A 23,414-nucleotide genomic window follows, 5' to 3' on the forward strand; every position below is an offset into this window, starting at 1 on the left:
CGACCACCGCAGTCACGACAGAATCTCCTCTTGTACGTCATCGGTTTCTGGCTGGCGGTCGGCCCCGTCTCGGGCCGGCGTGCCGGTGAGAGAAAGGAATACGTCGTCCAAGCTCGGACGGTGCACGTTGGCGTCCACCACGCACACGCCCGCGTCGTCGAGCCGGCGCAGCGCCTCGACCATGGTGCGCGAGCCGTCGCCGACCACGATCGACGCCTCGTCGGTGCCCGCCTCGTGACTGGGCTCGCCGATGCCGACCTGCGCGAGCACGGTCAAGGCGGGCTTGACGTCCTGACCGGCGGCGAGGGTGATGGTGAGCCGGTCGCCGCCGATGGACATCTTCAACTCGTCCGCAGAACCACGCGCGATCACCCGTCCGCGATCGATAACGGTGATCCGGTCCGCGAGCAGATCGGCCTCTTCCAGGTACTGGGTGGTGAGCAGCACGGTGGTGCCGTCGTCGACGAGATCGCCGATGACACGCCACATGTCGAGCCTGCCGCGGGGATCGAGTCCGGTGGTCGGTTCGTCGAGCACCACCACCGCGGGCCGGGCGACGAGCGCGCCGGCCAGGTCGAGTCGCCGCGCCATGCCACCGGAGTAGGTGCCTGCCCGGCGGTGCGCGGCATGGTCCAACCCGAACGCGCTCAACAGTTCTTCAGCGCGGCTGGTGGCTGCACTGTGCGACATGCCGTAGAGCCGCGCGACCATGCGCAGGTTCTCGTACCCGGACAGATTCGCGTCGACCGCGGCGTACTGACCGGACAACCCGATCCGCCGCCGTGCCGCGCCCGGATTGCGCAGCACGTCTACCCCGGCCACCCGCACCGACCCGTTGTCCGGGCGCAGCAGAGTGGTGACGATGCGGACCGTCGTCGTCTTGCCCGCACCGTTCGGCCCCAGCAGACCCATCACCGTGCCCGCCGGAATCTGCAGGTCGATGTTGTCCAGCACCCGAATCTTGCCGTAGCTCTTGACCAAACCGAGAACTTCTACCGCCAGACTCACGACTCCACCTCGCTAGGACTAGACGCACCGTGCCGTCGGCTCCCTCGCTGACGCGCGCTCACGACCCCACCTCGCTGGCACTCGACCCCGCCGTGCGCCTAAACGCACCACGCCGTCGGCTCCCTCGCTGACACTCGCTCACGACCCCACCCCGCTGGCACTCAACCCCGCCGTGCACCTAGACGCACCACGCCTCCGGCTCCCTCGCTGACACTCGCTCACGACTCCCCCCACCATCCAGTCCGGTCTACTCACCTTTGCTTCTCCTTCTTTCGGATCCCGATGGCAGGTTTCTCGGATCGTGAGCCGTTCTTCCCCCGCTTCGCATCCCCGTTAACCGGATGCAACCCGTTGGCGGACGGGTGCTCGGGCTCGCCGTCCAGCCGGCGCCGCAGCACCGGGCCGATCGCGGCGAGCGATTCGGGTGCGGTCATCGCCGAGTGTCTGCACGGGAGTTCGTGGTCGTGGATGTCGCCGGTGACGAACGGCTGCCAGGCAAGAGCGCGGCGCTCCGGGTCGGCCCGGTTGATCTCGTCCGCGGCGGCGGTGAAGAACAGCAGATCGCCGTCGAAGACGCGGGGCCGGAAGCTGTGCGCGAGCAGGGTGCCGTTGGTGTAGCCGGCGTAGAGCCGCTCGAGGTGCTCGACGGTGAGCGCCGCGAACGGTCCCGGCCGCGTGCGCAGCAGCTCCGCCGCGTCGCGCAGGTTCATCGCCGGATCGATCGGTGTGTCGAGCTGATCGCTGCCGAACTCCTCGATGATCTCGGCCACGCTGGGGATCGCGTGTTCGAGCCAAGCGTCGGAGAGCCGGTAGCTGTCCATCATCGACAGCAGCGCGACCTGATCACCGGACTCCTGCAACCGCACCGCCACCTCGTGCGCGATGAGGCCGCCGAGCGACCACCCGAGCAGGTGGTAGGGCCCGATCGGCTGGATCGACTTGATATGTGCCACATACTGTCCCGCGGCCTCGGCGATCGAGGCGAACCCGTCCTCGCCCGCGACGTGCGGCGCCTGCAACCCGTACACCGGACGGTCCGGCCCGAGGTGCGCGAGCAGCCCCGAGTAGCACCAGGCCAGCCCGATCGCCGGATGGATGCAGAACAGCGGTGCCGCGGCACCGGTCGGCCGGATCGGCAACACCGGCCCCAGCGCCGCCGCGATACCCGCACCCGAACCGTCGAGCCGCGCGGCGATGGCCGCCGGAGTCGCTTCGCCGAACATCAGCTGCACAGGCAGGTCCAGGCCGTTCGCCCGCACCTGCGCAACAACTTTGGTGGCCAGCAGCGAGTTACCGCCGAGCTCGAAGAACCCGTCGTCGGCGCCCACCACTTCCAAACCGAGCACCGCCGCGAACGCCGCACACAGCGCGACCTCCGTCGGTGTGGCTGGTGCCCGGTACCCCTCGATTGCGGTGAACACCGGTTCCGGCAACGCTTTCCGGTCCAGCTTGCCGACCGGGCTCAGCGGTACCTCGTCGAGCAGCATGACCGATTGCGGCACCATGTAATTCGGCACCAGCCCGGCGACGTGCTCGGTGAGCTCGACCGCTGTCACCTCGACACCGTTGCGCGCCTTGACATACGACACCAGCGCGGTGGTACCCGCGGGCGTGCGATGCCCGATGGTGGTGGCGAACTCCACCGCCTCGTGCCGCGCCAGCGCCGCGTCGATCTCGCCGAGTTCGATCCGGAAACCGCGGATCTTGACCTGATGATCGGTGCGGCCGACGTACTCGATCTCCCGGCCCGAGCCCGTGCTGCGCCCCGCCGACAGCGAGGCCTGCCCGGCGCACCAGCGCACGAGATCGCCGGTCCGATACATGCGCTCCCCCGGCTTGCCATACGGATTCGCGACGAACCGCTGCGCCGTGAGCCCCGGCCGATTCAGGTAACCACGCGCCAGCGCGGCACCGGCCAGATGCAACTCACCGGTGACGCCGACCGGCGCCGGGTGCAGCCGCGTGTCCAGGATGGCCGCATTGACCCCGCGGATCGGACCACCGATGGTGATCGGCCCACCCGGCGTCAACGGCTGCCCGATCACCGTGACGATGGTCGTCTCGGTGGGCCCGTACACGTTGTACAGGTTGCGGTTCGGCGCCCACCGCGTCACCAGGTCCGGCGGCAGCGCCTCGCCGCCGACCAGCACGTGCCGCAGCGAGGTGACCCCGGTCGGGTCCACCGTGCCCAGCGCCGAGGTGGTGATGAACGCGTGGGTGATCGCCTCCTCGATGAACACCCTGGCCAGGTCTTCCCCGCCGACCACACCGGGCGGCGTGATCACCAGTGTGGCCGCACCGCCGAGCGCGAACAGCAGATCGAGCATCGCCGCATCGAAGCTCGGCGTCGCGAAATGCAGTACGCGGCAACCCGGTTGGACCTCGAACCGCTGCGCGGTCTCGGCGGCGAAGTTGGACAGCCCACCGTGGGTGACCACCACGCCCTTCGGGGTGCCGGTGGAACCGGACGTGTAGATCACGTAGGCCGGATTGTCCACCCGCAGCGGCGCGGTGCGCTCCGCCGCGGTGATCGGCGCATCCGACGTGTCGAGCACGACGCCGCGGAAGTGCGCGTCGTCCAGCACGATCCAGTCCACACCGTCGGGCAGCTCGTCCCGATAGTCGCCGAGCGTGATGCCCAGTGCCGCACCAGAATCCGACAGCATGTGCTCGATCCGATGCGCCGGGTACAGCGGATCGACGGGCACGAACGCGGCACCGGCCTTCGCCACCGCGAGCACCGTGGCCACCGACTCGACCGACCGCGGAATACCCAGCGCCACCAGCGTTTCCGGACCGACACCCTGCCGGATGAGCACCCGCGCCAACCGGTTCGTCCACCGGTCGAGCGCGTCGTAGCTCACCTGAGTGTCCTCGGCGCGCAACGCGATCGCCTTGCGGTCGACGTTCACCGCCGCCTCGAACACCTCCGGGAAGGTGATCGGCCGGTCCGGCTCCGCACCACGAACCGGGGCGAGCCCGGACCATTCGGCAGGATCCAGCAGCTCCAGATCACCAACGGCGGTAGTCGGATTCGCGGCGACGGCGGCGAGCAGCCTGGTGAGCCGCTTGCCGAGCCGCAACGCGGTCTGCTCGTCGAACAGATCGCTCGCATAGTTCACCGACAGCGTGATGCCCGCCGGATCCCGTTCCGGCGTCTGTGTTTCGGTGAGCGTGAACTGGAGGTCGAACTTCGCGATACCGGTGTCCACATCGGCCGCCTCGATCCGCAGATCGGGCAGGTCGAGCCCGCGCACCGGCTGGTTCTGCACCGAGAGCATCACCTGGAACAGCGGGTGATGGGCCTGGGACCGGGCCGGATTCAGCACCTCTACGAGGCGCTCGAACGGCACGTCGGCGTGCGCGAACGCGTCGAGATCGGTGTCGCGGACGGTGTGCAGCAGATCGGTGAACCTGGCGTCCGGATCGATCCGGGTGCGCAGCACCAGCGTGTTGACGAACATGCCGATCAGCCCGTCCAGCGCGGGATGGCCGCGCCCGGCGATGGGCGTGCCGACGGCGATGTCGTCAGTGGCCGTCATCCGGTGCAGCAGCACCGCGAGCGCGGCGTGCAGCACCATGAACATGCTGACGTTGTTGCTGGTCGCCACGGTCCGCAAGGCCCGGTGCAGGTTTGCGTCGACCGCGCATTCGACCAGCCCGCCGCGGTAGGACGGCACCGGTGGGCGCCGCCGGTCCGCGGGCACGGTCAACAGCTCGGGGCTGCCGTCCAGGGTGCGCCGCCAGTAGTCGAGCTGGCGGCTCAGCACCGAGCCGGGATCATGCTCGGCACCGAGCGCATCCTGTTGCCACAGTGTGTAATCCGCGTACTGCACCGTGAGCTCGGTCCACTCGGGTGTCCGGCCCGCGCAGGCCGCCCGGTAGGCGGTCGCCACGTCGAGCGCCAGCGGCTCGAGCGACCAGCCGTCCATCGCGATGTGGTGCACCACCAGCACGAGCACGTGCTCGTCGGACACCTCTGCCGGGTTCTGCACGCCGGTGTCACCGTAGGGCGAGACCGAGATCAAGGCGGCCCGCATCGGCACCATGCCGGCCAGGTCGAATCCCGGTGCGGCAAAACGCCGTACGGCATCGTCGACCTCGCCGGGCGTGACCGTCGCGACGAACAGCGTGATCGCGGCGGCGGCCAGATCGAGCACCTGCTGGGCCGGTTCGCCGTTGGTCTCGGGGAACACGGTGCGCAGCGTCTCGTGGCGGGCCTGCACCGCGTGCAGCGCCATGACCAGCGCGTCCACGTCGAGCTTGCCGTTCATCCGGAGCACGACCGGCACGTTGTACGCGCCCGCCGTCTGCTCGGCCGCCTCGCCGGATCCGTTGAACCGGTTCAGGAACCACAGCCGACGCTGCGCCGCCGACAACGGAACCCGCTCGGGACGATGGCGACGCACCAAAGCCGGACGCGCCTCCGCGCCACCGGGACCCGAGTCGAGCAGTGCCGCCAGCTCGGCCACCCGTGGCGCGGCGAACACGGTGCGCACCTCGAGCCGGATGTTCGTCGCCGCGGCCAGCCGGGCGACGAGTTGTGTTGCCAGCAGCGAGTTTCCGCCGATATCGAAGAAGCTGTCGCCGGCCTGCACCGCGTCGACGCCGACCAGCTCCGCCATCACCTCGGCGACCAGCAGCTCCGACGCGGTCTCCGGCGCACGCGACGCGACGTCCGCGACGAGCCGCGGTTCGGGCAGCGCGGCGGTATCCAGCTTGCCCACCGGGGTCAGCGGAATGTGTTCCAGCACAGTGATACTCGCGGGCACCATGTGCGACGGCAACAGCGCGCCCACATGGGCGCGCACCGCCTCCACATCCACACCTGCGTGCTCGTCGGAGGGCTGCACGAACGACACGATGCGATCCACGCCCGCGATCTGCCGCACCTCGGTGTGCGCGAACCGCACGCCGGGATGCTCACCGAGCGCGGCGGTGACCTCGCCGAGCTCGATGCGGAAACCGCGCACCTTCACCTGATGGTCGCTGCGGCCGAGATAGCAGAGCTCGCCCGCGTTGTTCCAGCGCACCACGTCACCGGTGCGGTACATCCGCGCGCCGGCTGGGCCGAACGGATCGGCGACGAAACGTGTTGCCGTGAGCCCGAATCGGTCGAAGTAACCGCGGGCCACCCCGTGCCCGCCCAGGTACAGATCGCCGGGCACGCCCACCGGCACCGGACGCAGCCGCTCGTCGAGGACCAGCGCCCGCGCCCCGCGAACCAGCGTGCCGATGGTGACGGGCCGGTCGGCGGTCAGCGACGCGATGCTCGCGACGACCGTCATCTCGGTCGGCCCGTAGCCGTTGAGCATGGCCCGTCCCGGCGCCCAGCGGGCGACCAGATCGGGCGAGCATGCCTCGCCGCCGACCATCAGCGCACGCAGCTGCGGCAGCGGCCAGCGGTCCCGGTCGATGGTGGACAGCGCGGCCGGGGTCAGGAAGGTGTGCGTGATCCGCTCCCGTTCCAGCAGCGCGGCCAGCTCGTCGCCGCCGTAGATCCCGGGCGGGCAGATCACCATGGCCGCACCGGAACCCACCGCGAGCAGCAGGTCCAGCACCGCGGCGTCGAAGCTGGGCGAGGAGAAGTGCAGCGTGCGCGACTCGCGGTCGACCCGCATCCGGTCGCGCAGCTCGTCCGCGAAATTGGACAGCCCCGCGTGGGTGACCGCGACGCCCTTGGGCTTTCCGGTCGAACCGGAGGTGTAGATCAGGTAGGCCAGATCGTCCACCTCGATGGTGCACAACCGGTCGAGGTCGTCGACCAGCGCGTCGTCGTGGCTGTCCAGTTCGGCGGCGAAGTCGGGGTCGTCCAGCAGCACCCAGTCGGTCACCGGGCCGTCCGAGGCGGCCGCGTGCAGCTGCTCGGCATGCGCGGTGACGGTGACGCCGACCCAGCAGCCCGCGTCGGTGAGCATGTGCCGGATCCGGTCCGTCGGATAGGTCGGGTCGACCGGCACGAACGCGGCACCGGTCTTGACCACCGCGAGCACGGTGAGGACCGACTCGATCGAGCGGGTGAGCCCGAGCGCGACCCGGTCGCCCGAGCCGATATCCCGGGCGATGAGGGCGCGCGCCAGCCGGTTCGAGCGGCGGTCCACCTCGGCGTAGGTCAGCGTGGTGGTGCCCGACCGCAGGGCGGTGCGATGCGGGTGCATGTGCGCGGTCGCCGTGAAGTACGCGGGCAGCGTGCACTGCGGCATGGTCGCGCCGCCGGTCGCCGGGGCGAACAGCCGCCGCTCCCGCTCGGTGCGAGTGTCGATGTCGCGCACCAGGACTCGCGGATCGGCGGTGACCGCCGCGAGCACCCGCAGGAACCGGTCGGCCAGCGTGTGGATCGTCGATTCGTCGAACAGCTCTGCGGCGTAGACGAATTCGAAAGCCTGACCGGGTTCGCCGGGCCCCGCGTCACAGCCGATGTGGGCGACCCGCAGCTCCAGGTCGAACTTGGCCAGCGCGATGTCGAGTTCCTCGGCGCGCAGTGCGAGACCGGGCAATTCCAGCGTCGGGACTGGTCCGTCCTGCACGCTCAGCGCCACCTGGAACAGCGGGTGCCGCCCGGAACTGCGTGTCTCGCCGCCCAACTCCTCCACAATGCGCTCGAACGGAATATCGGCGTGCGCCATCGCGGCCAGCTCGGTGTCCCGATCGGCGCGCAGCAGGCCGGCGAAGGTGCGGTCCGGGTCGACATCGGAGCGCAGCACCAGCGTGTTCACGAACATGCCGACCAGCTCGTCGAGTTTGGTATCGGTGCGGCCCGCGACCGGCGTGCCGATCACGATGTCACGACCGCCGGTTACCGCGCGCAGCAGCACAGCGAGGGCCGAGCGCAGCACCATGAACATGCTGACGCCCTGATCCCGGCCCAATTCGGCGAGGGCGTGCTGAACCGGTTCCGGCACGGTGAATTTCACCGCGCCCGCCTGCTGGGTCGGTTCCGCGGGCCGCGGCCGGTCGTAGGGCAACGGCAGTTCCGCGGGCAGATCGGCCAGCGCGGTCCGCCAGTACTCGAGCTGGTTGCCCGCGAGGCTGCCCGGATCGTTCTCGTCGCCGAGGCAGGCGCGCTGCCACAGCCCGAAGTCGGCGTACTGCACCGGAAGTGGCGCCCAGCCGGGCGCGGAGCCCTCGTGCCTGGCTACGTATGCGGCGGCCAGGTCCCTGGTCAGCGGGCCGAGCGACCAGCCGTCGGCGGCGATGTGATGCACCACGATGCCGAGCAGGTAGCGCTCGGAGCCGGTGCGCAGCAACGTCGTTCGCAGTGGGGTGTCGCGGACCAGGTCGAAGCCGGTGTGCGCGAGGGTGCGCAACGCGGCCACGGCACCGGCGTCGTCGGCGTCGATCGGCTCGACCGTCGGCAGCGCGCGAGCGGTCGGCAGCACCGACTGCTGTGCGCCGCCGTTGTCCTCCGGGAACACCGTGCGCAGCACCTCGTGTCGCTCCACCAGGTCGGTGAGCGCGGCACGCAGCGCGGGCACATCCAAATCACCGGAGATTCGGATAACGAAAGCGATGTTATATGCGCTCGATTCGGGAGAATATCGATTGAGGAACCACAGTCGCTGCTGCGGCAGCGACAATGGAATGCGTCCCGGACGCGTGGTCTGCACAGCCAGCGCCAACCGCTGCGTCCGGGGCGCTTCCGTGAGCCGCTCGGCGACACCGGCGACGGTCGGCGCCTCGAAGATCGCCCGCACCGGCAGGTCGACCCCGAATTCCGCGTGCAGTGCCGCAGCCAGTCGGGTGGCCAGCAGCGAGTTGCCGCCGACATCGAAGAAGCTGTCCTCCGCGCCGGTGACCGGGCGGCCGAGGATGTCGCCGAACACCGCGGCGACGCGCAACTCCAGCTCGGTGCTCGGCGCGCGGGAGGACCCGATGGCGGCGAAAACGGGTTCCGGGAACGCCTTTCGGTCCAGCTTGCCCGCCGGGGTGACCGGCAGTTCGTCCAGCACGGTGACCGAGGCGGGCACCATGTATCCGGGCAACCGCTGACGCGCGGTCTCGATCACCTCCGCCGCCGTCACCGGCTCGTCCGCGGTCACATACGACGCGAGCCGCGGCTGGCCCTGCTCGTCGGTGTGCACCACGGTGAGCGCGAAGCTCACCCCGGGATGGGCGCGCAGCACGTGGTCGATCTCGCGCAGCTCGATGCGGAAGCCGCGGATCTTGATCTGGTCGTCGGCGCGGCCGAGGAAGCGCAGCTGCCCGCCCGGCTCGACGACCACCAGGTCGCCGGTGCGGTACATGCGCTCGCCCCGCCTGCCGTGCGGGTTGGCCGGGAAGCGCTGTGCGGTCAGGCTGTAGCGGCCGTGGTAGCCGCGCGCCAGGCCGGGGCCGGACAGGTACAGCTCGCCCGGCGTCCCCGGTGGCACCGGGTGCAGTCGGCCGTCCAGCACGAACAACCGCATGCCGCGGATCGGCCTGCCCAGCGGCACCGGGCGGCCCGGCACCAGCGGCCCGGTCGCGGTGGCCGCGACGGTCGCCTCGGATGGCCCGTACATGTTGTGCATGCGGTGCTCGATCGACCAGGTCTCCACCAGTTCCTCGGCACACGCCTCACCGCCGACGATGACCGCTTCGAGCTCGTCGAGGCCCTCGGTGGGCACGGTCGCGAGCGCGGCGGGGGTGATGAAGGCGTGGGTGACCCGTTCCGTCCGCAGGAATGCGGCGAGTTCGGCGCCGCCGTACAGGTCGGCCGGGGCGACGACGATGGTCGCGCCCGCGGCGAACCCGAGCAGCAGCTCCAGCACCGACGCGTCGAAGCTGGGCGACGAGAAGTGCAGTGTCCGTGCCGAATCCGAGACGCCGAACAGATGCGTCTGCTCGTTCGCCAGCGACGCGAGCCCGGCGTGGGTGATCACCACGGCCTTCGGCGTGCCGGTCGAGCCCGACGTGTAGATCAGGTACGCCGGATGCACCGTGCACAGCGGGAGATGCCGATCGGCGTCGGTGATCGGCGCGCTGGTGTAGTTCAGGCATTCTTCGGCCAGCTCCGCGGAGCCGAGCACCAGCCAATCGACCGAGTGCTTACGGTGCTTGCCGCGCGGCGCGGGCCATTCTGGCATGGCCGCAAGGCATTCCGCGTCGGTGAGGCCGAGCATGGCGCCGGAGTCGCTGATCATGTGCGCGATCCGCTCGCCGGGGTAGCCCGGATCGATCGGCACATAAGCCGCACCGGTTTTCGCGACGGCCCACACCGCGGTGATGGCGTCCAGGCCACGCGGCAGCGCGATCGCGACGACCACCTCGGGGCCCGCGCCGTGCTCGATCAGGGCGCGCGCCAGCGTGTTCGACGTCTCGTCGAGCTCGCGGTAGGTGGTGTCGGTGCCGAGGTAGCGCACCGCCACCGCGTCCGGCAGTCGTTCGGCGGTGTCGGTGAGCAGCTGGGCCAGCGTGCTGAACGGCTCGGCGGGCGAGCCCGCGATCGGCACCAGGTTGGCCAGTTCGCGGCGGTCCAGGATGGTGAGATCACCGATCGGCAGGCTCGGCGCCGCGACCACCGCGTTGAGCACGGCGACGAAGCGGCGGGCGAAGGACTCGACCGTCGACTTGTCGAAAATGTCGGTGGCATAGCCGAATTCGGCCGTCAGCGGCCCGTCGGAAATATCGTCGTGCACCACCAGTTGCAGGTCGAACTTGGCGATGTCGGAGACGATCGGCAGCACCTCGGCGCGCAAGCCGGACAGCTCCACGCGCAGGTCCGGTGCGCGATCGTAGGACAGCATCACCTGGAACAGCGGATGCCTGGCGGCGGAGCGTTCCGGGTTGACGACCTCGACCAGCCGCTCGAACGGCACGTCGGCGTTGGCGAAGGAGTTGAGGTCGGCCTCGCGCACCACGTCGAGCATGCGGTCGAAGCCCGCGGCGGGGTCCACCTCGGTGCGCAGCACCAGCGTATTGACGAACATGCCGACCAGCTCGTCGAGCGCCGGGTCGGAACGGCCGGCGATCGGCGTGCCGATGGCGATGTCGGTGCTCGCGCACAGCCGCGCGAGCAACGTCGCCAGCGCGGCGTGCAGCACCATGAACATGCTCACGCCGCGGGAGGCCGCGAGTTCGCCTGCGGCGCGCCGGATTTCCGGGGCGATGGTGAACTCGACCCTTGCGCCGGTGGTGGAGCGGCGCAGCGGGCGCGGACGGTCCAGCGGCAGGTCGAGCTGGTCCGGCAGCCCGGCCAGCGCCGAACGCCAGTGCGTCAGTTGGGCACTCAGCGCACTGGCCGGATCGGCCTCATTGCCGAGCAACTCGCGCTGCCACAGCGCGAAATCGGCGTACTGCACGGGCAGCGGCGTCCACTGCGGCGCGGCACCCTCGCTGCGCGCCGAGACCGCGGTCATCAGATCCCGGGCCAGCGGCGCGATCGACCAGCCGTCACCGCAGATGTGATGCAGCACAAGGAGAAACACCCACTGGTCCGGCCCGGTGGTGTAGAGCGCCACCCGGATCGGCGCCTGGATGCGCAGATCGAAGCCGTAGCCGGCGAACTCGGTGGCCAGCGCCGCGACGTCGGCGCCGGTGGCGTCGATCGGGTCGAGGGTGAGCGGGATCTCGGCGGCCGGATGGATCAGCTGGCACGGTCCGTCCGCCGCCTCCGGGAAGGTGGTCCGCAGGCTCTCGTGCCGTTCGATCACGTCGATCAGCGCGGCGCGCAGTGCCTCGACGTCGAGGGCGCCCTCGATCCGGACGGCCAATGGCATGTTGTACGCAGCGGCGTGTTCGGCGAACCGGTTCAGGATCCACAGTCGCTGCTGAGCGAGCGACAGCGGAATCCGTTCCGGCCGTTCGCCCGCGATCAGTTTCGGCGAGGCGACGTCGGTGGTGTGCGTGGCGAAGCACTCGGTGAGCGCGGCGATGGTCGAGGCCTCGAACAGGTCGCGGATGGTGAGTCCGGTGCCGAGGGCGGCATTGATCCTGGCCACCGCACGGGCGGCGATCAGCGAGTTGCCGCCGAGGTCGAAGAAGCTGTCCTCGACCCCGAAGTCGTCGGTGCCGAGCACCTCGGCGAAGATGCCTGCGAGTACCCGCTCCACCTCGGTGCGCGGCTCGGCGGTGGACCTGCTTGCCGAGCGCGAGCCCAGCACGGGAGCGGGCAGCGCCTTGCGATCGATCTTGCCGTTGGCGCTGAGCGGCAGCTCGTCGAGCTCCATCAGCGCGGACGGCACCATGTACGCGGGCAGGGTACGACGCAGCGCGGTCAGCAGTGCGGCTGTGTCGATCCGGGACACCGGATGCGGAGTGCTGGCCGACGGGGTCGGCGGGCGATAGTCCTCGGCGTCCGGGGTCGCGACGACGTAGGCGACCAGTTCGTCGCCGTTGCGCCCGGTGTGCGCCACGCAGACCGCTCTGGCCACCCGGTCGTCGGCGAGCAGTGCCGCCTCGATCTCGCCGAGTTCGATGCGCAGGCCGCGGATCTTCACCTGGAAGTCGCTGCGGCCCATGTACTCCAGCACGCCGGGGTGCTCGGCCGAGAGCTGCCAGCGAGCCAGGTCGCCGGTGCGATACATGCGGGCACCCGGAGTGAACGGGTTGGCCACGAAACGGTCGGCGGTGAGGCGGGGCTGGCCGAGGTAGCCGCGGGCCAGCTGCACGCCGGCCAGGTAAAGCTCGCCGACGACGCCGGGCGGCACTGGTCGCAGGCGGGCGTCCAGCACGTAGGTCTGGGTGTTCCAGACCGGCGAGCCGATCGGCACGCTCGCCGGGTCGGCGGGGCAGGGCCAGTAGGTGACGTCGACCGCGGCTTCCGTTGGGCCGTAGAGGTTGTGCAACGCCGGGTGGTGCCTGGGGGCGGTTTGCGAAGTGCTGGGAACGATGGGTGAGCGCAGCGCGGCGTAGAAGTCGCGCACCGTCGCGGCGGGCAGCGCCTCACCGCTGCAGAACACCTGACGCAGCGCCGTGCAACCGCGCACATCGGTGTCGGTGACGAACACCGACAGCATGGACGGCACGAAATGCGCTGTGGTGATGTGCTTTTCGGTGATAAGGCGAGCAAGATAGCCGGGGTCCCGGTGCCCGTCGTGCTCGGCGACCACGAGCCGCGCGCCGATCTGCAAGGGCCAGAAGAACTCCCACACCGAGACGTCGAAAGTCGCCGGGGTCTTCTGCAATACCGCGTCGGCGTGGTCGAGCGGGTACTCGTGCTGCATCCAGCGCAGCCGGTTGACGATCGCGGCGTGGGTCACGCCGACGCCCTTGGGTTTTCCGGTCGACCCGGAGGTGAAGATGACGTAGGCCAGGTGGTCGGCCCGCAAGGCGGCGATACGGTCCGCGTCGGTGATCGGGGCACCGTCGAAGCGCGACAGATCGACCGCGTCGATGGCGAGGCTGCTCACGGACAGGGTCAGCGCGTCGCGGTCGGCGGTGAGCACGCAGACCGGTGCGGCCTGGCGCACGATCTGCTCGATGCGCTCGGCCGGGTGCTCGGGGTCCAGCGGCAGGTACGCCGCGCCGGACTTGACGATCGCGTACATGCCGACGACGAGTTCGATGCTGCGCCGCAGGCACAGCGCGACCACCGTCTCCGGGCCCGCGCCGCGGGTGATCAGCAGCCGGGCCAGCCGGTTGGCGCGGTCGTCGAGTTCGGCGTAAGTGAGTGTCTCGTCGCCGAATTCGAGGGCGACGGCGTCGGGGCAGCTCGCGGCCCGCTCGGCGAACAGGCTCGCGAGCGTGCCGAGGTGCGGCGGGGTCTCGGTGGCGTTCCAGTCGTAGAGGACCCGGCTGCGTTCGGCCGCGGTGATCGCGGTGAGCGTCTCCGCGCGGGTGTCCGGCGCGGCGGTGAGGAAACGGGTGAGGAAATCGAGGTAGCGGTCGTGGTGGGTGGCCACCTCGGTCTCGCTGTAGAGCCGCGCGTTGGCCTCGAAGTCGACGTGGATGCGGTTGCCGACGCCGTTGTACAGGTTGATCGACAGGTCCTCGACCGGGCCGGTGGCCAGCACGTTCAGCGAGCCGACCAGGCTGCCGAACTTCAGCTCGTTGTGGAACAACATGATGTTGACCATCGGGCCGAAGAAGCCGCGCGCGTCGCGGGAGTAGCCGCAGTCGCGGCGAATGTCGTCGTGGCGGTAGCGCTGATGTCTCAACGCGCCGGTGATCTGCAGTTCGGTGGCCTTCACCACGTCGGCGACGGTGGTGTCGGCGGTGAACTTCAGCCGGATCGGCACCACATTGGACACCACACCGGCCGAGCGCCGCAGCGACACGGTGGTGCGCGCGGACACCGGCAGGCTCAGCACCACATCCGGGTTACCGGTCACCGACCGCACATACGCGGCCAGCGCGGCGACGAACAGCGCCGAGTTGGCGGTGCCGAAGGCGGCGGTCGCCTCGTTCATCGCGGACTGACACCGGTCGTCGAGCACACCGGTAGCGGTGCGCCTGCCCGCCTCGTGCGTCGCGGCGGTGACGGTGGCGCCGCTGAGGCTCATCGGCTCGCCCGCGCCCGCCAGCTGCTCGAGCCAGTAGTCCCGGTCGGCGCGGAACCGGCTGGAATCCCGGTAGCGCAGCTCGTCGGCGTACATCTCGACCAGCGGGGTGGCCCGCGAGGCCACCGGCTCGGTGTGGTTCTCCACCGCGGTGTAGATCTCGGCGGTGCGGGTGAGCGCGTTCATCGCGCCGTAGCCGTCGATCACGATGTGATGGGCACGGGCGTACCAGATGTAGTCCGCATCTCCGGTCCGCAGCACCACATTGGTGGTGAGCGGATCGTGCTCCAGATCGATCGGCGAGCTGGCGTGCTCGTTCATCCAGCGCAGCGCCGCCGCCTTCGGGTCGGCCTCGGCGCGCAGGTCGAGCCGGGCCCAGCCGGGGCGGCGGGTGCTGTCGACGCGCTGATGCGGGATGCCATCGATCTCCAGCAGCCGTATCTGGCCGACCTGGGTCTCGGCGCCGAAGCGCTCGATCGCATAGAGCAGCCGCCCGACATCCAGGTCACCGTGGATCTCCACATACTGGGCGATGGTCAGCGGCACATCCGGGCGGATTCGCTGCGCGTACCAGAGCGCCGTTTGCGCCGGCGACAAAGCGAACGGTTGTGCCGAAAATTCGCCGGATGAACATTGGTCGACGCGGTCCGTGGCCAATGAACTCATCAATCACTCCGTTCTGCCTCTGTTGACGCAACTCCCCTAGCAACCGCCGCACGACCGGCGCGCAGGCGCCGATCATGGACGGGATCCACGACAGATGATTCGGAGCGTCGGAACGGGCGGATTGCCGCCGTGTTGGATTTGTTTCACATCCAACGCCGTTGGCACACCGTGACTTTGACTAGCTACATCCTCGCGAACCGGGCGATTAGGGCACGCGCCTCGGAAAAAGGCCAGGAAGATAGGTGACGCGACAAGAAAACGGCCGCGTACCCCATCGGTTTCGGCGAATCATGCGCTACATCACAATATGGCTACAGCTGCCACAGAAAATACCGAGTGTTCGGTCCGTATTCGGGCCGGTCAGGAAACGGGTTGCCCGATCTCGGTGCGCGGGGCAGCCGCGGTGTGCGCCCGCCGACGCCGAACCACGGCGGCCACGAGGGCGGCGGCGGTCAGCACGACGAAGACGACCTCCGGTGCGGGACCGACGCGAGTCGCGAGCGTGTTGCTGGTGCGCAACGGTAGATCGGCGACCAAGGCGGCGGGCACGAACTGCGGGGTCTCCTGCCGCACGCTGCCGTCCGCGGCGATGATCGCGCTCACCCCGGAGGTCGCCGCGACAACAAGGGCGCGGCCGTGCTCGACGGCGCGGATGCGCGACATGGCCAGCTGCTGGTAGGTCATCTCGCTGTCGCCGAACGTCGCGTTGTTCGTCGGCACGGTGAGCAGCTGGGCGCCCGCGCGCATCGCGTCCTCGAAGGCGCGGTCGAAAGCGACCTCGTAGCAGGTCGCGACGCCGATATCGATGCCGGCGGCCTGCACCACGCCGTCGCCGTGGCCCGGCACGAAATATCCGGCGCGGTCGGCGTATTCGGAGAACAATCGGAAGAACGAGCGCATCGGCAGGTACTCGCCGAACGGCTGGATGATCTTCTTGTCGTGCCGCTCCCCCGGGCCCGCCACGCCGTTCCACACAATCACCGAGTTGGTCGTGGTGCGATCGCCGTTCACCAGCACCGCGCCGACCAGGATGGGCGCGCCGATCTGCTCGGACGCCTCGGTGATCAGGGTCGCGGCGTCGGCATTGCGCAGCGGATCGATATCGGAGGAGTTCTCCGGCCAGATCACCACATCCGGCTTCTTCGCCTGCCCTGCCTCCACCGCGCGCGCCAGTTCTTTCGTGCGGCGGACGTGGTTGTCCAGGACGGCGCGCCGTTGCGCGTTGAAATCGAGTCCGAGGCGCGGGACGCTGCCCTGGATCGCGGCCACGGTGATGGTGCGGTCGCCGCGATCCGGGTCGGGTAGTGCGGAGCCGAGCAGCAGGCCGGCGACCGGCATGAGGACCACTGTGACTGCTGCGGTGACCACTGCGGTGCGCAGGCGACGTGTCCCGGCGATCCCCGAGGTCTCCGCCGCTCGGCTGGGGACTTCGGAGTTACCGCTGCGCGCGGCAGCGTCTTCGGTCGACGCGGCACCGCTATTCGACTCCGCGCGAACATCATCCGGACCGCTCGTGCGATAGTTCGCTTGCCGTCTCGGCCACATAGCCGAAATCAGTGCTGCGGCACCGGTTCCGGTGAGGGCCACCGCGAAGCTGACCAGCGGTGCGCCACCGAGCGAGGCCAGCGACAGGAACCATCCGTCGGCCTGCCCGAACGCCAAACGGCCCCACGGGAACCCACCGAAGGGAAAGCTGGACCGAGCCCACTCCGCGGTCGCCCACGCCAGCGCCACCCACAGCGGCCAGCCGGGCATTCTTCCCAGAAGGCGCGCCATCAGCCCGAATAGCCCGATGTACACCGCGCACACCGCCGAAAGCGCCAGCCAAGGCAGCGGTCCGACGTAGATCCCGGTCCACGGCAACAGCGGCACGAAAAACGCGAGACCGGCCAGCAGCCCGTACCCGAACCCACCGCGCAGCCGCCCGCTGCCCCGCACCGTCAGCGTGAGCACCGTAATGCCCAGCGGCGCAAGGAACCACCACGGTCGCGGCGGAAAGCTGCCGAACAGCAACAGTCCGGCCAGGATCGCCGACACCGACCGCCACAGCACGGGGTACCGGTCCAGCGCGGCCGATAGTCGTTCACGCACCACGAGTGGTTGCCTTTCGCTGCGGAGCACCGGAGGACAACCCCGCTGCGTTAGCTCGATGGTCTGCTGTCATCCCGGGCACGGCGCGTTCACGCCTCATGGATGACGGCTCCGCGGTGCACGGTGCGCAGGCAGTTCGGCAGGGGCGCGTCCGGTGTCAGGGGCGGCAGGCCGGGGACGCGGGATCTGGGGTCGGTGGACCAGCGTTGGACGGTGTCGGCGGCGGACGCGACGACGAGTTCGTCGGCGTCCCAGACTGCGTAGGAGGCGGGGGCGCCGGGGACGAGGGTGCCTGCGATGCCGTCGCGGACGCCGCCCGCGCGCCAGGCGCCCCGGGTGGCAGCAGCGAAGGCGGCGCGGGGGGACAGGCCGTGGCCGGGGGTGCGGTGGTTGACTGCGGCGCGGATGGCGGCCCAGGGGTCCAGGGCAGTGACGGGGGCGTCCGAGCCGATGGCGAGGGAGATGCCCGCGGCGGCCATGGCGGCGAACGGGTTCAGGGTGGCGGCGCGTTCGGCGCCGAGGCGGGCGGCGTACATGCCGCCGGTGCCGCCCCATGCCGCGTCGAATCCTGGTTGCACGCTGGCGATTACGCCCCAGGAAGCGAGTTTGGCGATCTGGTCGGCGTCGAGCAGTTCGGCGTGTTCGACGCGGTGGCCGCGGGCGGCGACGGCGGGGCCGCCGAATTCGCTGACCACACGGTCGAATCCGGTGATGATCGCGTCCATGGCGGCGTCGCCGATCACGTGGAAGCCGGCTTGGATGCCTGCCTCGGTGCAGGCGCGCAGGTGGGCGGTGATGGTGTCGGCGTCGAGGTAGGCGCGGCCGGTACCCGGGTCGTCGGCGTAGGGGTCGCGCAGCCAGGCGGTGTGGGATCCGAAAGAGCCGTCTACGAACAGATCTCCGCCGAGAGCGTGCACCCCGAGTTCGGCGACCAGCGCGCGTGCCTCATCCGCGCTGGCGACCGCTTCACCCCAGTACGCCCGCACCTCGACGCCGTGCTGGAAGTCGAGCAGTTCACGAATGTCGGTGCGGCCCGCGATCTCCGGTCCCCCGCATTCGTGCACCGCGACGACGCCGTGCGCGGCCGCGTGGTCCAGCGCCGCGGTCCTGGCCCGATCTCGTTGTGCCCGATCGAGTTCCGCGAGCACCGCGCTGCGCACGAGGTGATGCGCGGCGGCGCGCACCGGCTCGCCGCGGGTGAACCCGTCGGCGGCGGTGACCTGCGGCAGGGTGTCGAGCAGGGCCGAGGACACCACGGCCGAGTGCGCGTCCACCCGGGACAGATACACGGGCCGTGCGCCCGCGGCCTCATCGATCTCCGCGGTGGTGGGCGGGCGCCCCTCCGGCCAGGTGGTTTCGTCCCAGCCGTCGCCGAGGATCGCACCGGTGGGCTGCGCCGCGGCGAAGTCGCTCAGCAGGGTCAGGCAGTGCTCGAGCGAGCGGGCCGCGGACAGGTCGAGTCCGGTGAGCTTCAGCCCCAGCGCGGTGACGTGCACGTGCGGATCGACGAAGGCCGGCGCCACGAACGCGCCGTCCAGGTCGATGACCTCGGCGTCCGGGTGCAGCGCCCGGCCCGGCTGTTCGGCGCCCAGCCAGACCACGGTTCCGTCGGCGACCGCCATCGCGGTCGCATCCGGGGAACTGGAGCTGTAGAAACGACCGCCGATCAGCAACTGGGTATGCACGAGGCACCAGTCTGCCGTATGCCTGTTTCAGGCGTTCAGGTCAGCCGTTCAGTACGGGGTGCGGCACCGTGTCCTCGGGGCACGCCAGCACCGTCATCACTTCGGCGAAGCGCGACGGCCCCGGATTCGAGCCGGGTCGACACCCCGCTTCGATGGCGATCAGTTCCAGCCGCAGCGCGGCGGCGGTGAATCCGGAGATCGATTGTCCGGCAGCAGCCGCAGCCTTCTTGACCGCTGCGGCTAGCTCCTCGCTCACCGTGATGGTGAGTTGCTCGGTGGCCATCGCGCCACCATAGCCCTGTTTCGCGCGGATCCCTAGCGCGCTGGCGTGCCTTTACTACCCGTTGGTAATAGCGAGACTAGGACTTGGTAATCGCGCGGTGGGCGTTGCCTTGTCCGTCGTCGTACCACTGCTGCACCACGACGCCGTCCACCACCTGATCGCCGTCGATCACCACGCCGCGGTACGGCGCCGCGGCCGCCAGCTTGGCGAACCGGCGGGCGGCGAACGCGGTGAGCAGCGGACGCACCAGCATCCGGGTCGGCGGCAACAGCAGCAGCAGGCCGAACAGCGAGGTGACCAGTCCGGGCACGAACATCAGCACCGCGCCCGTCGCGACGAGCGCGCCGTCGGCGACCGCGGTGCCCGGTGCGATCTCGCCGCGCCCGGCCCGGCGGAACTGTTCGAACACCCGCCGTCCCTGCGCGCCGACGAGCAGCATGCCCGCCGTCGATCCGGCGATCAGCAGCAGGATGGCGGGAATCACGCCGAGCCACTGGCCGACGGCGACCAGCGCGGCGATCTCGGTGACCACGTAGAGCACGAATACCAGGACGGGCATGGCGATCCTTTCGGACGATCTACTGGTTGCAACGTCCGGCGGCGCCATTTTTCTCCCGAATCCGCCTGAGAGCCCGCTGAGATCCGGTGCGGGTCAGCCCGGGCCGGCCGTCGACTTGCGCATCCCGGTGTTGTAGATGTCGTTGGCGATGTCGAGTCCGAGGGCCAGGCCACCGATGCCGAACAGCCGCGGCGCGAAGTCGAATTCCCAGTGCACGCCGAGCCAGACCCGGCTGCGTCCGTTCTCCACGATCATCTGCCAGAGCCCGTCGGGGAAGCTGCGGACGTGGCGCGGGCGCACCGTGCCGGTGTTGTCGGTGGTGACGCCGTTCAGTTCGTCGGACACGAACGTGAGGCCGTCGGCGAGATCGTCCGGATTCCGGTCGTCCTCGGCGATGTCGTAGAACCGCCGCACGATGTGCAGGGCGGCCGCGCCGAATGTCGCATGCCCGGAGGGATAGGCGGGGAAATTCGGTGTGAAATTCCGATTGGTCGAATTCGACGCCGGTGCGCCCATCGGCAACCAATCCAGCTGGGTATCGGTGCCGATGCCGTTGTCACCTTCGACCGCACCCGGTCCCATCGCCGGGGCGTGTTCCCGAATGCCGAGCACGGGGCGCCACAGGTCGTGGAAGTATTTCTGCTCCCAGGAAAGGATTCCCGCGTCGGCCATGGCGACATTGACCAGCGCGAACAATCGCGCGTTCTCCTGCGTCGAATTGTTCCGGTTCTCGGCGACCGTGCGCACGATCTGGTTGTAGAGACGCGGCGGTGTGCCGATACCGTTCGCTCCGTCGTAAGCCCAGAACAGGCCGATCAGCGTCCGTTCCTCGGTGCGGCGCTGCCGGTCCGGCGGGAGGCCCTCGATGAGGAACGACGGCAGAGTGCCCAGCAGGTCGGGGGCGATCCCGGTGACGCGGACGATCCGTTGCGTCTCGACGTACTCCGCGCCGTCGCCGTCGGGCGGTGGCGCGTTCCGGTGCCGTTCGGTCGCGGAGAACAGCTTGGATCGCGCGCCGTAGAACGGGCCGTGGAAGCCCTGATTAGGGTTGAACGGGTCGACTCTGTGGTGGAAACGCTCAGGTGAGGGCTGGTATCCGGTGCCGCTCGCGTCGGGGTCGTCGGCGCGGTCGGCCAGGATCCGTTCGGCGACGAGCCGGCCGAACGCCAGTCCTTCGTCGACGCCGGGGCCGCTGAGTCCCGCCTCGTCCCGCGCCTGATCGATCGCCTCGCGCTGACGTGGGAACAACGACGTCAACGTCGAATGCGCCGCACCGGCCACCGCGGCATCGGCATTCGCGCCCGGTGGTGCGGGCGGTAGATCGGGGAGATACGGCGGGTATTGCGCGCTGTCGCCGAGCACACCGATGTAGCCGTCGTACATCGCCAGGTGCACGATGCCCAACGCCCGCGCACTGAGCGGCGGGCCCGTCTGTTCGTTGGCGCCGTTGCTGTGGCTGATGCGATTCGCTTCCAGCGCGACGGCATTCCAATAAAAAATAGAATCCATGACTTCCCCCTGAAGTTTGTACTGTTCAGTCCAGCACTCGAACACTCCTAGGGACAGCCCGAAATGGTCGGGGCATCGTGCGTTTTGCTACGGAGTTGTCGGCGTCAGCCGCCGGGGCGCACCAATCCGGTCTCATAAGCCAGCACCACAGCCTGAACCCGGTCGCGCAGACCGAGTTTCGTGAGCACCCGGCCGACATGAGTTTTCACCGTGGCCTCGGAAAGGAAGAGTTGCTCGGCGATTTCGGCGTTCGAGCGGCCCGCGGCGATCTGCTCGAGCACCTCGCGTTCGCGCGCGGTGAGCACCTCCAGCACACCGGGGTCGCGCATCCGCGCCGGATCCTCGGCGATGAGCCGATCCAGCAGGCGCTTGGTCACTTTCGGCGACACCACCGCGTCGCCCGCGGCGACACTGCGGATGGCGGAGATGAGATCCTCCGGCGGCGTGTCCTTCAGCAGGAAGCCGCTGGCCCCCGCGCGCAACGCACCGAGAGCGTGTTCGTCGAGATCGAACGTGGTCATCACCAGCACCCGGCAGCCGTGGCCCGCGTCGACGATCCGCGCGGTCGCGGTCACCCCGTCCACCACGGGCATCCGCACATCCATCAACACCACATCGGGCCGCAACTCCGCCGCCCGGCTCACCGCGGCCGCCCCGTTCGCCGCCTCCCCGATCACCTCGATGTCGGGATGCGCACCGAGCACCATCTTCAGCCCCATACGCATGAGTTCCTGGTCATCCACAACGAGAACGGTGATCGGCACGCCCCCAATCTAACGTGCCCACGGCCGCGCACCCGCTCGCCCACCACGCACGGTCGGTGCTGGCGATGGCACCGCAGCAGAGCCGGGCGCACGCCGGGGTCACGATGGATTCCGCCTGGCGCACCCAAATCTGCCGGCAGTTTCATGAGCGGCGGGCACTCTTGTGCCCGACGGACGCGGCGGCCCGGCCGGTCGCGCAACGAGCGGAAGGCAGCGCGGCGCAACTACTCCGGAAAGCCGGGTTCGAGCGGGATGGTCGCGTGCACCCGCCAGGCACCGTCGGCGGCGCGGCCGGTTTCCAAGGTGCCGCCGAGGACCGCGATGCGTTCGCGCATGCCGACCAACCCCATGCCGCCGCCTTTGAACCGCATGGACGGCTCGTCGAGCGGGACCCCGCCGGTGTCGCTGATGTCGATGGTCACGTCGGTGTCGCGCCGGCGGATCTGCACCCATGCCTTGGGGTGCGGGCCCGCGTGCCGCAGCGTATTGGTGAGCGATTCCTGCACGATGCGGTGCACGCCGAGGCTGACCTCGGGTGCGATGTCGTCGAGCTCACCGGTCAGCTCGAGTTCCACCGCCAGGCCGGTGCCGCGCATCATCTCGACCACCCGCGCCAGGCCCGCGGTCCCGTGCTGCGGCAACTGGTCGGGCGCGTGTTCGGTGCGCAAAAGCGCGACGGTTCTGCGTAATTCGCGCAGCGCCTCCCGACCGGTGCTCGCGATCGTGCTGAGCGCTTGTTCGGCCGCGTCGGGATCGCGGCGCAACGCGTAGCGCGCGCCGTCCGCCTGCACGATGATCACGCTCACCGCGTGTGCGACCACGTCGTGCAGTTCCCGCGCGATCCGGGTGCGCTCGGTGGACACGGCGTCGTGGGCGCGCCGCTCCTTGTCGTAGTCGGCGACCGCCAGCCGCGCCGCGACCTCGGTGTCGTAAGCGTGCCGGGCCCCGATGAATTCGGCCAGCGTCCAGCACAACGCGAAGAACATGACGGTGAAGATGACGTCGCTGGCGGACCTGACGACCTCCGCCGAGTACGACAGCGCAGTGTCCGCGACCAGACCTGCCGCAAACCACAGACCTTCCCGCCGCCCGACATAAGCGACCAGCGTGTACAGCATGATGCCGAGGCTGAACAACGTGATGTGCTCGACCTTTTCGTCGCCCACCACGTACTGCACCGCGCTCGCGGTGAACGACAGCAGCAGCGACGCCACCGCCATCGCCCGCGGATACACCCGCCGGAACACCACCGGAACCGGCAACCACAACCCGATGGCGAGCGAGGCGACCTTGTGCTCCGCATTGGCGGCGCCGAGGATCTCGAGCGCCAGCAGGACAATCGCCAGCATCGAATCCGCAACGATGGGCTTGCCACGAAGCCACAGACTGAACCGGCGCACGTCCTCAGCCTAGGTCGACCGAGCGGTTTCGCCT

The 23,414-nt window shown here is 69.6% G+C and carries 9 protein-coding genes; all 9 read right to left on the bottom strand.

The window, feature by feature from the left end; all coding sequences use genetic code 11:
* Positions 1-12 precede the first annotated feature (12 nt).
* Positions 13-1,008: an ATP-binding cassette domain-containing protein gene (locus DBO33_RS27330; RefSeq protein WP_107657636.1), complete on the bottom strand. Its 996-nt coding sequence runs from the start codon at positions 1,006-1,008 to the stop codon at positions 13-15.
* 251 nt (positions 1,009-1,259) lie between these two features.
* Complete coding sequence (locus DBO33_RS27335; protein ID WP_107657637.1) at positions 1,260-15,089, bottom strand: non-ribosomal peptide synthetase; 13,830 nt, start codon at positions 15,087-15,089, stop codon at positions 1,260-1,262.
* A 360-nt stretch (positions 15,090-15,449) separates the two neighbouring features.
* Positions 15,450-17,180, bottom strand: a complete 1,731-nt coding sequence (gene lnt, locus DBO33_RS27340) for an apolipoprotein N-acyltransferase (RefSeq protein WP_234391068.1) — start codon at positions 17,178-17,180, stop codon at positions 15,450-15,452.
* A gap of 89 nt (positions 17,181-17,269) precedes the next feature.
* The gene (locus DBO33_RS27345; RefSeq protein WP_107657638.1) at positions 17,270-18,865 is read right to left on the bottom strand and encodes an amidohydrolase; all 1,596 of its coding nucleotides are present in this window, start codon (positions 18,863-18,865) and stop codon (positions 17,270-17,272) included.
* A 40-nt stretch (positions 18,866-18,905) separates the two neighbouring features.
* On the bottom strand, positions 18,906-19,148 hold the full coding sequence (locus DBO33_RS27350; RefSeq protein WP_107657639.1) for a ribbon-helix-helix protein, CopG family: 243 nt from the start codon (positions 19,146-19,148) through the stop codon (positions 18,906-18,908).
* A 76-nt stretch (positions 19,149-19,224) separates the two neighbouring features.
* The gene (locus DBO33_RS27355) at positions 19,225-19,707 is read right to left on the bottom strand and encodes an FxsA family protein (RefSeq protein WP_107657640.1); all 483 of its coding nucleotides are present in this window, start codon (positions 19,705-19,707) and stop codon (positions 19,225-19,227) included.
* A 93-nt stretch (positions 19,708-19,800) separates the two neighbouring features.
* A complete protein-coding gene (locus tag DBO33_RS27360; protein ID WP_107657641.1) occupies positions 19,801-21,216 on the bottom strand; it encodes a vanadium-dependent haloperoxidase in 1,416 nt (471 codons plus the stop codon).
* Between the two features lie 104 nt (positions 21,217-21,320).
* Positions 21,321-21,980 carry a response regulator gene (locus tag DBO33_RS27365; protein WP_107657642.1) on the bottom strand — a complete coding sequence of 220 codons (660 nt, stop codon included), beginning with the start codon at positions 21,978-21,980 and terminating at the stop codon, positions 21,321-21,323.
* A gap of 224 nt (positions 21,981-22,204) precedes the next feature.
* A complete protein-coding gene (locus DBO33_RS27370; protein WP_234391069.1) occupies positions 22,205-23,380 on the bottom strand; it encodes a sensor histidine kinase in 1,176 nt (391 codons plus the stop codon).
* Positions 23,381-23,414: the final 34 nt, after the last annotated feature.

The sequence above is a fragment of the Nocardia suismassiliense genome, assembly GCF_900269665.1.
Lineage (GTDB): Bacteria > Actinomycetota > Actinomycetes > Mycobacteriales > Mycobacteriaceae > Nocardia > Nocardia suismassiliense.

Excerpts from the sequence above, each read along its gene's own strand:
- DBO33_RS27350 (WP_107657639.1), bottom strand. The coding sequence starts at position 19,148 with ATGGCCACCGAGCAACTCACCATCACGGTGAGCGAGGAGCTAGCCGCA.
- DBO33_RS27355 (WP_107657640.1), bottom strand. The coding sequence starts at position 19,707 with ATGCCCGTCCTGGTATTCGTGCTCTACGTGGTCACCGAGATCGCCGCG.
- DBO33_RS27335 (WP_107657637.1), bottom strand. The coding sequence starts at position 15,089 with ATGAGTTCATTGGCCACGGACCGCGTCGACCAATGTTCATCCGGCGAA.
- DBO33_RS27360 (WP_107657641.1), bottom strand. The coding sequence starts at position 21,216 with ATGGATTCTATTTTTTATTGGAATGCCGTCGCGCTGGAAGCGAATCGC.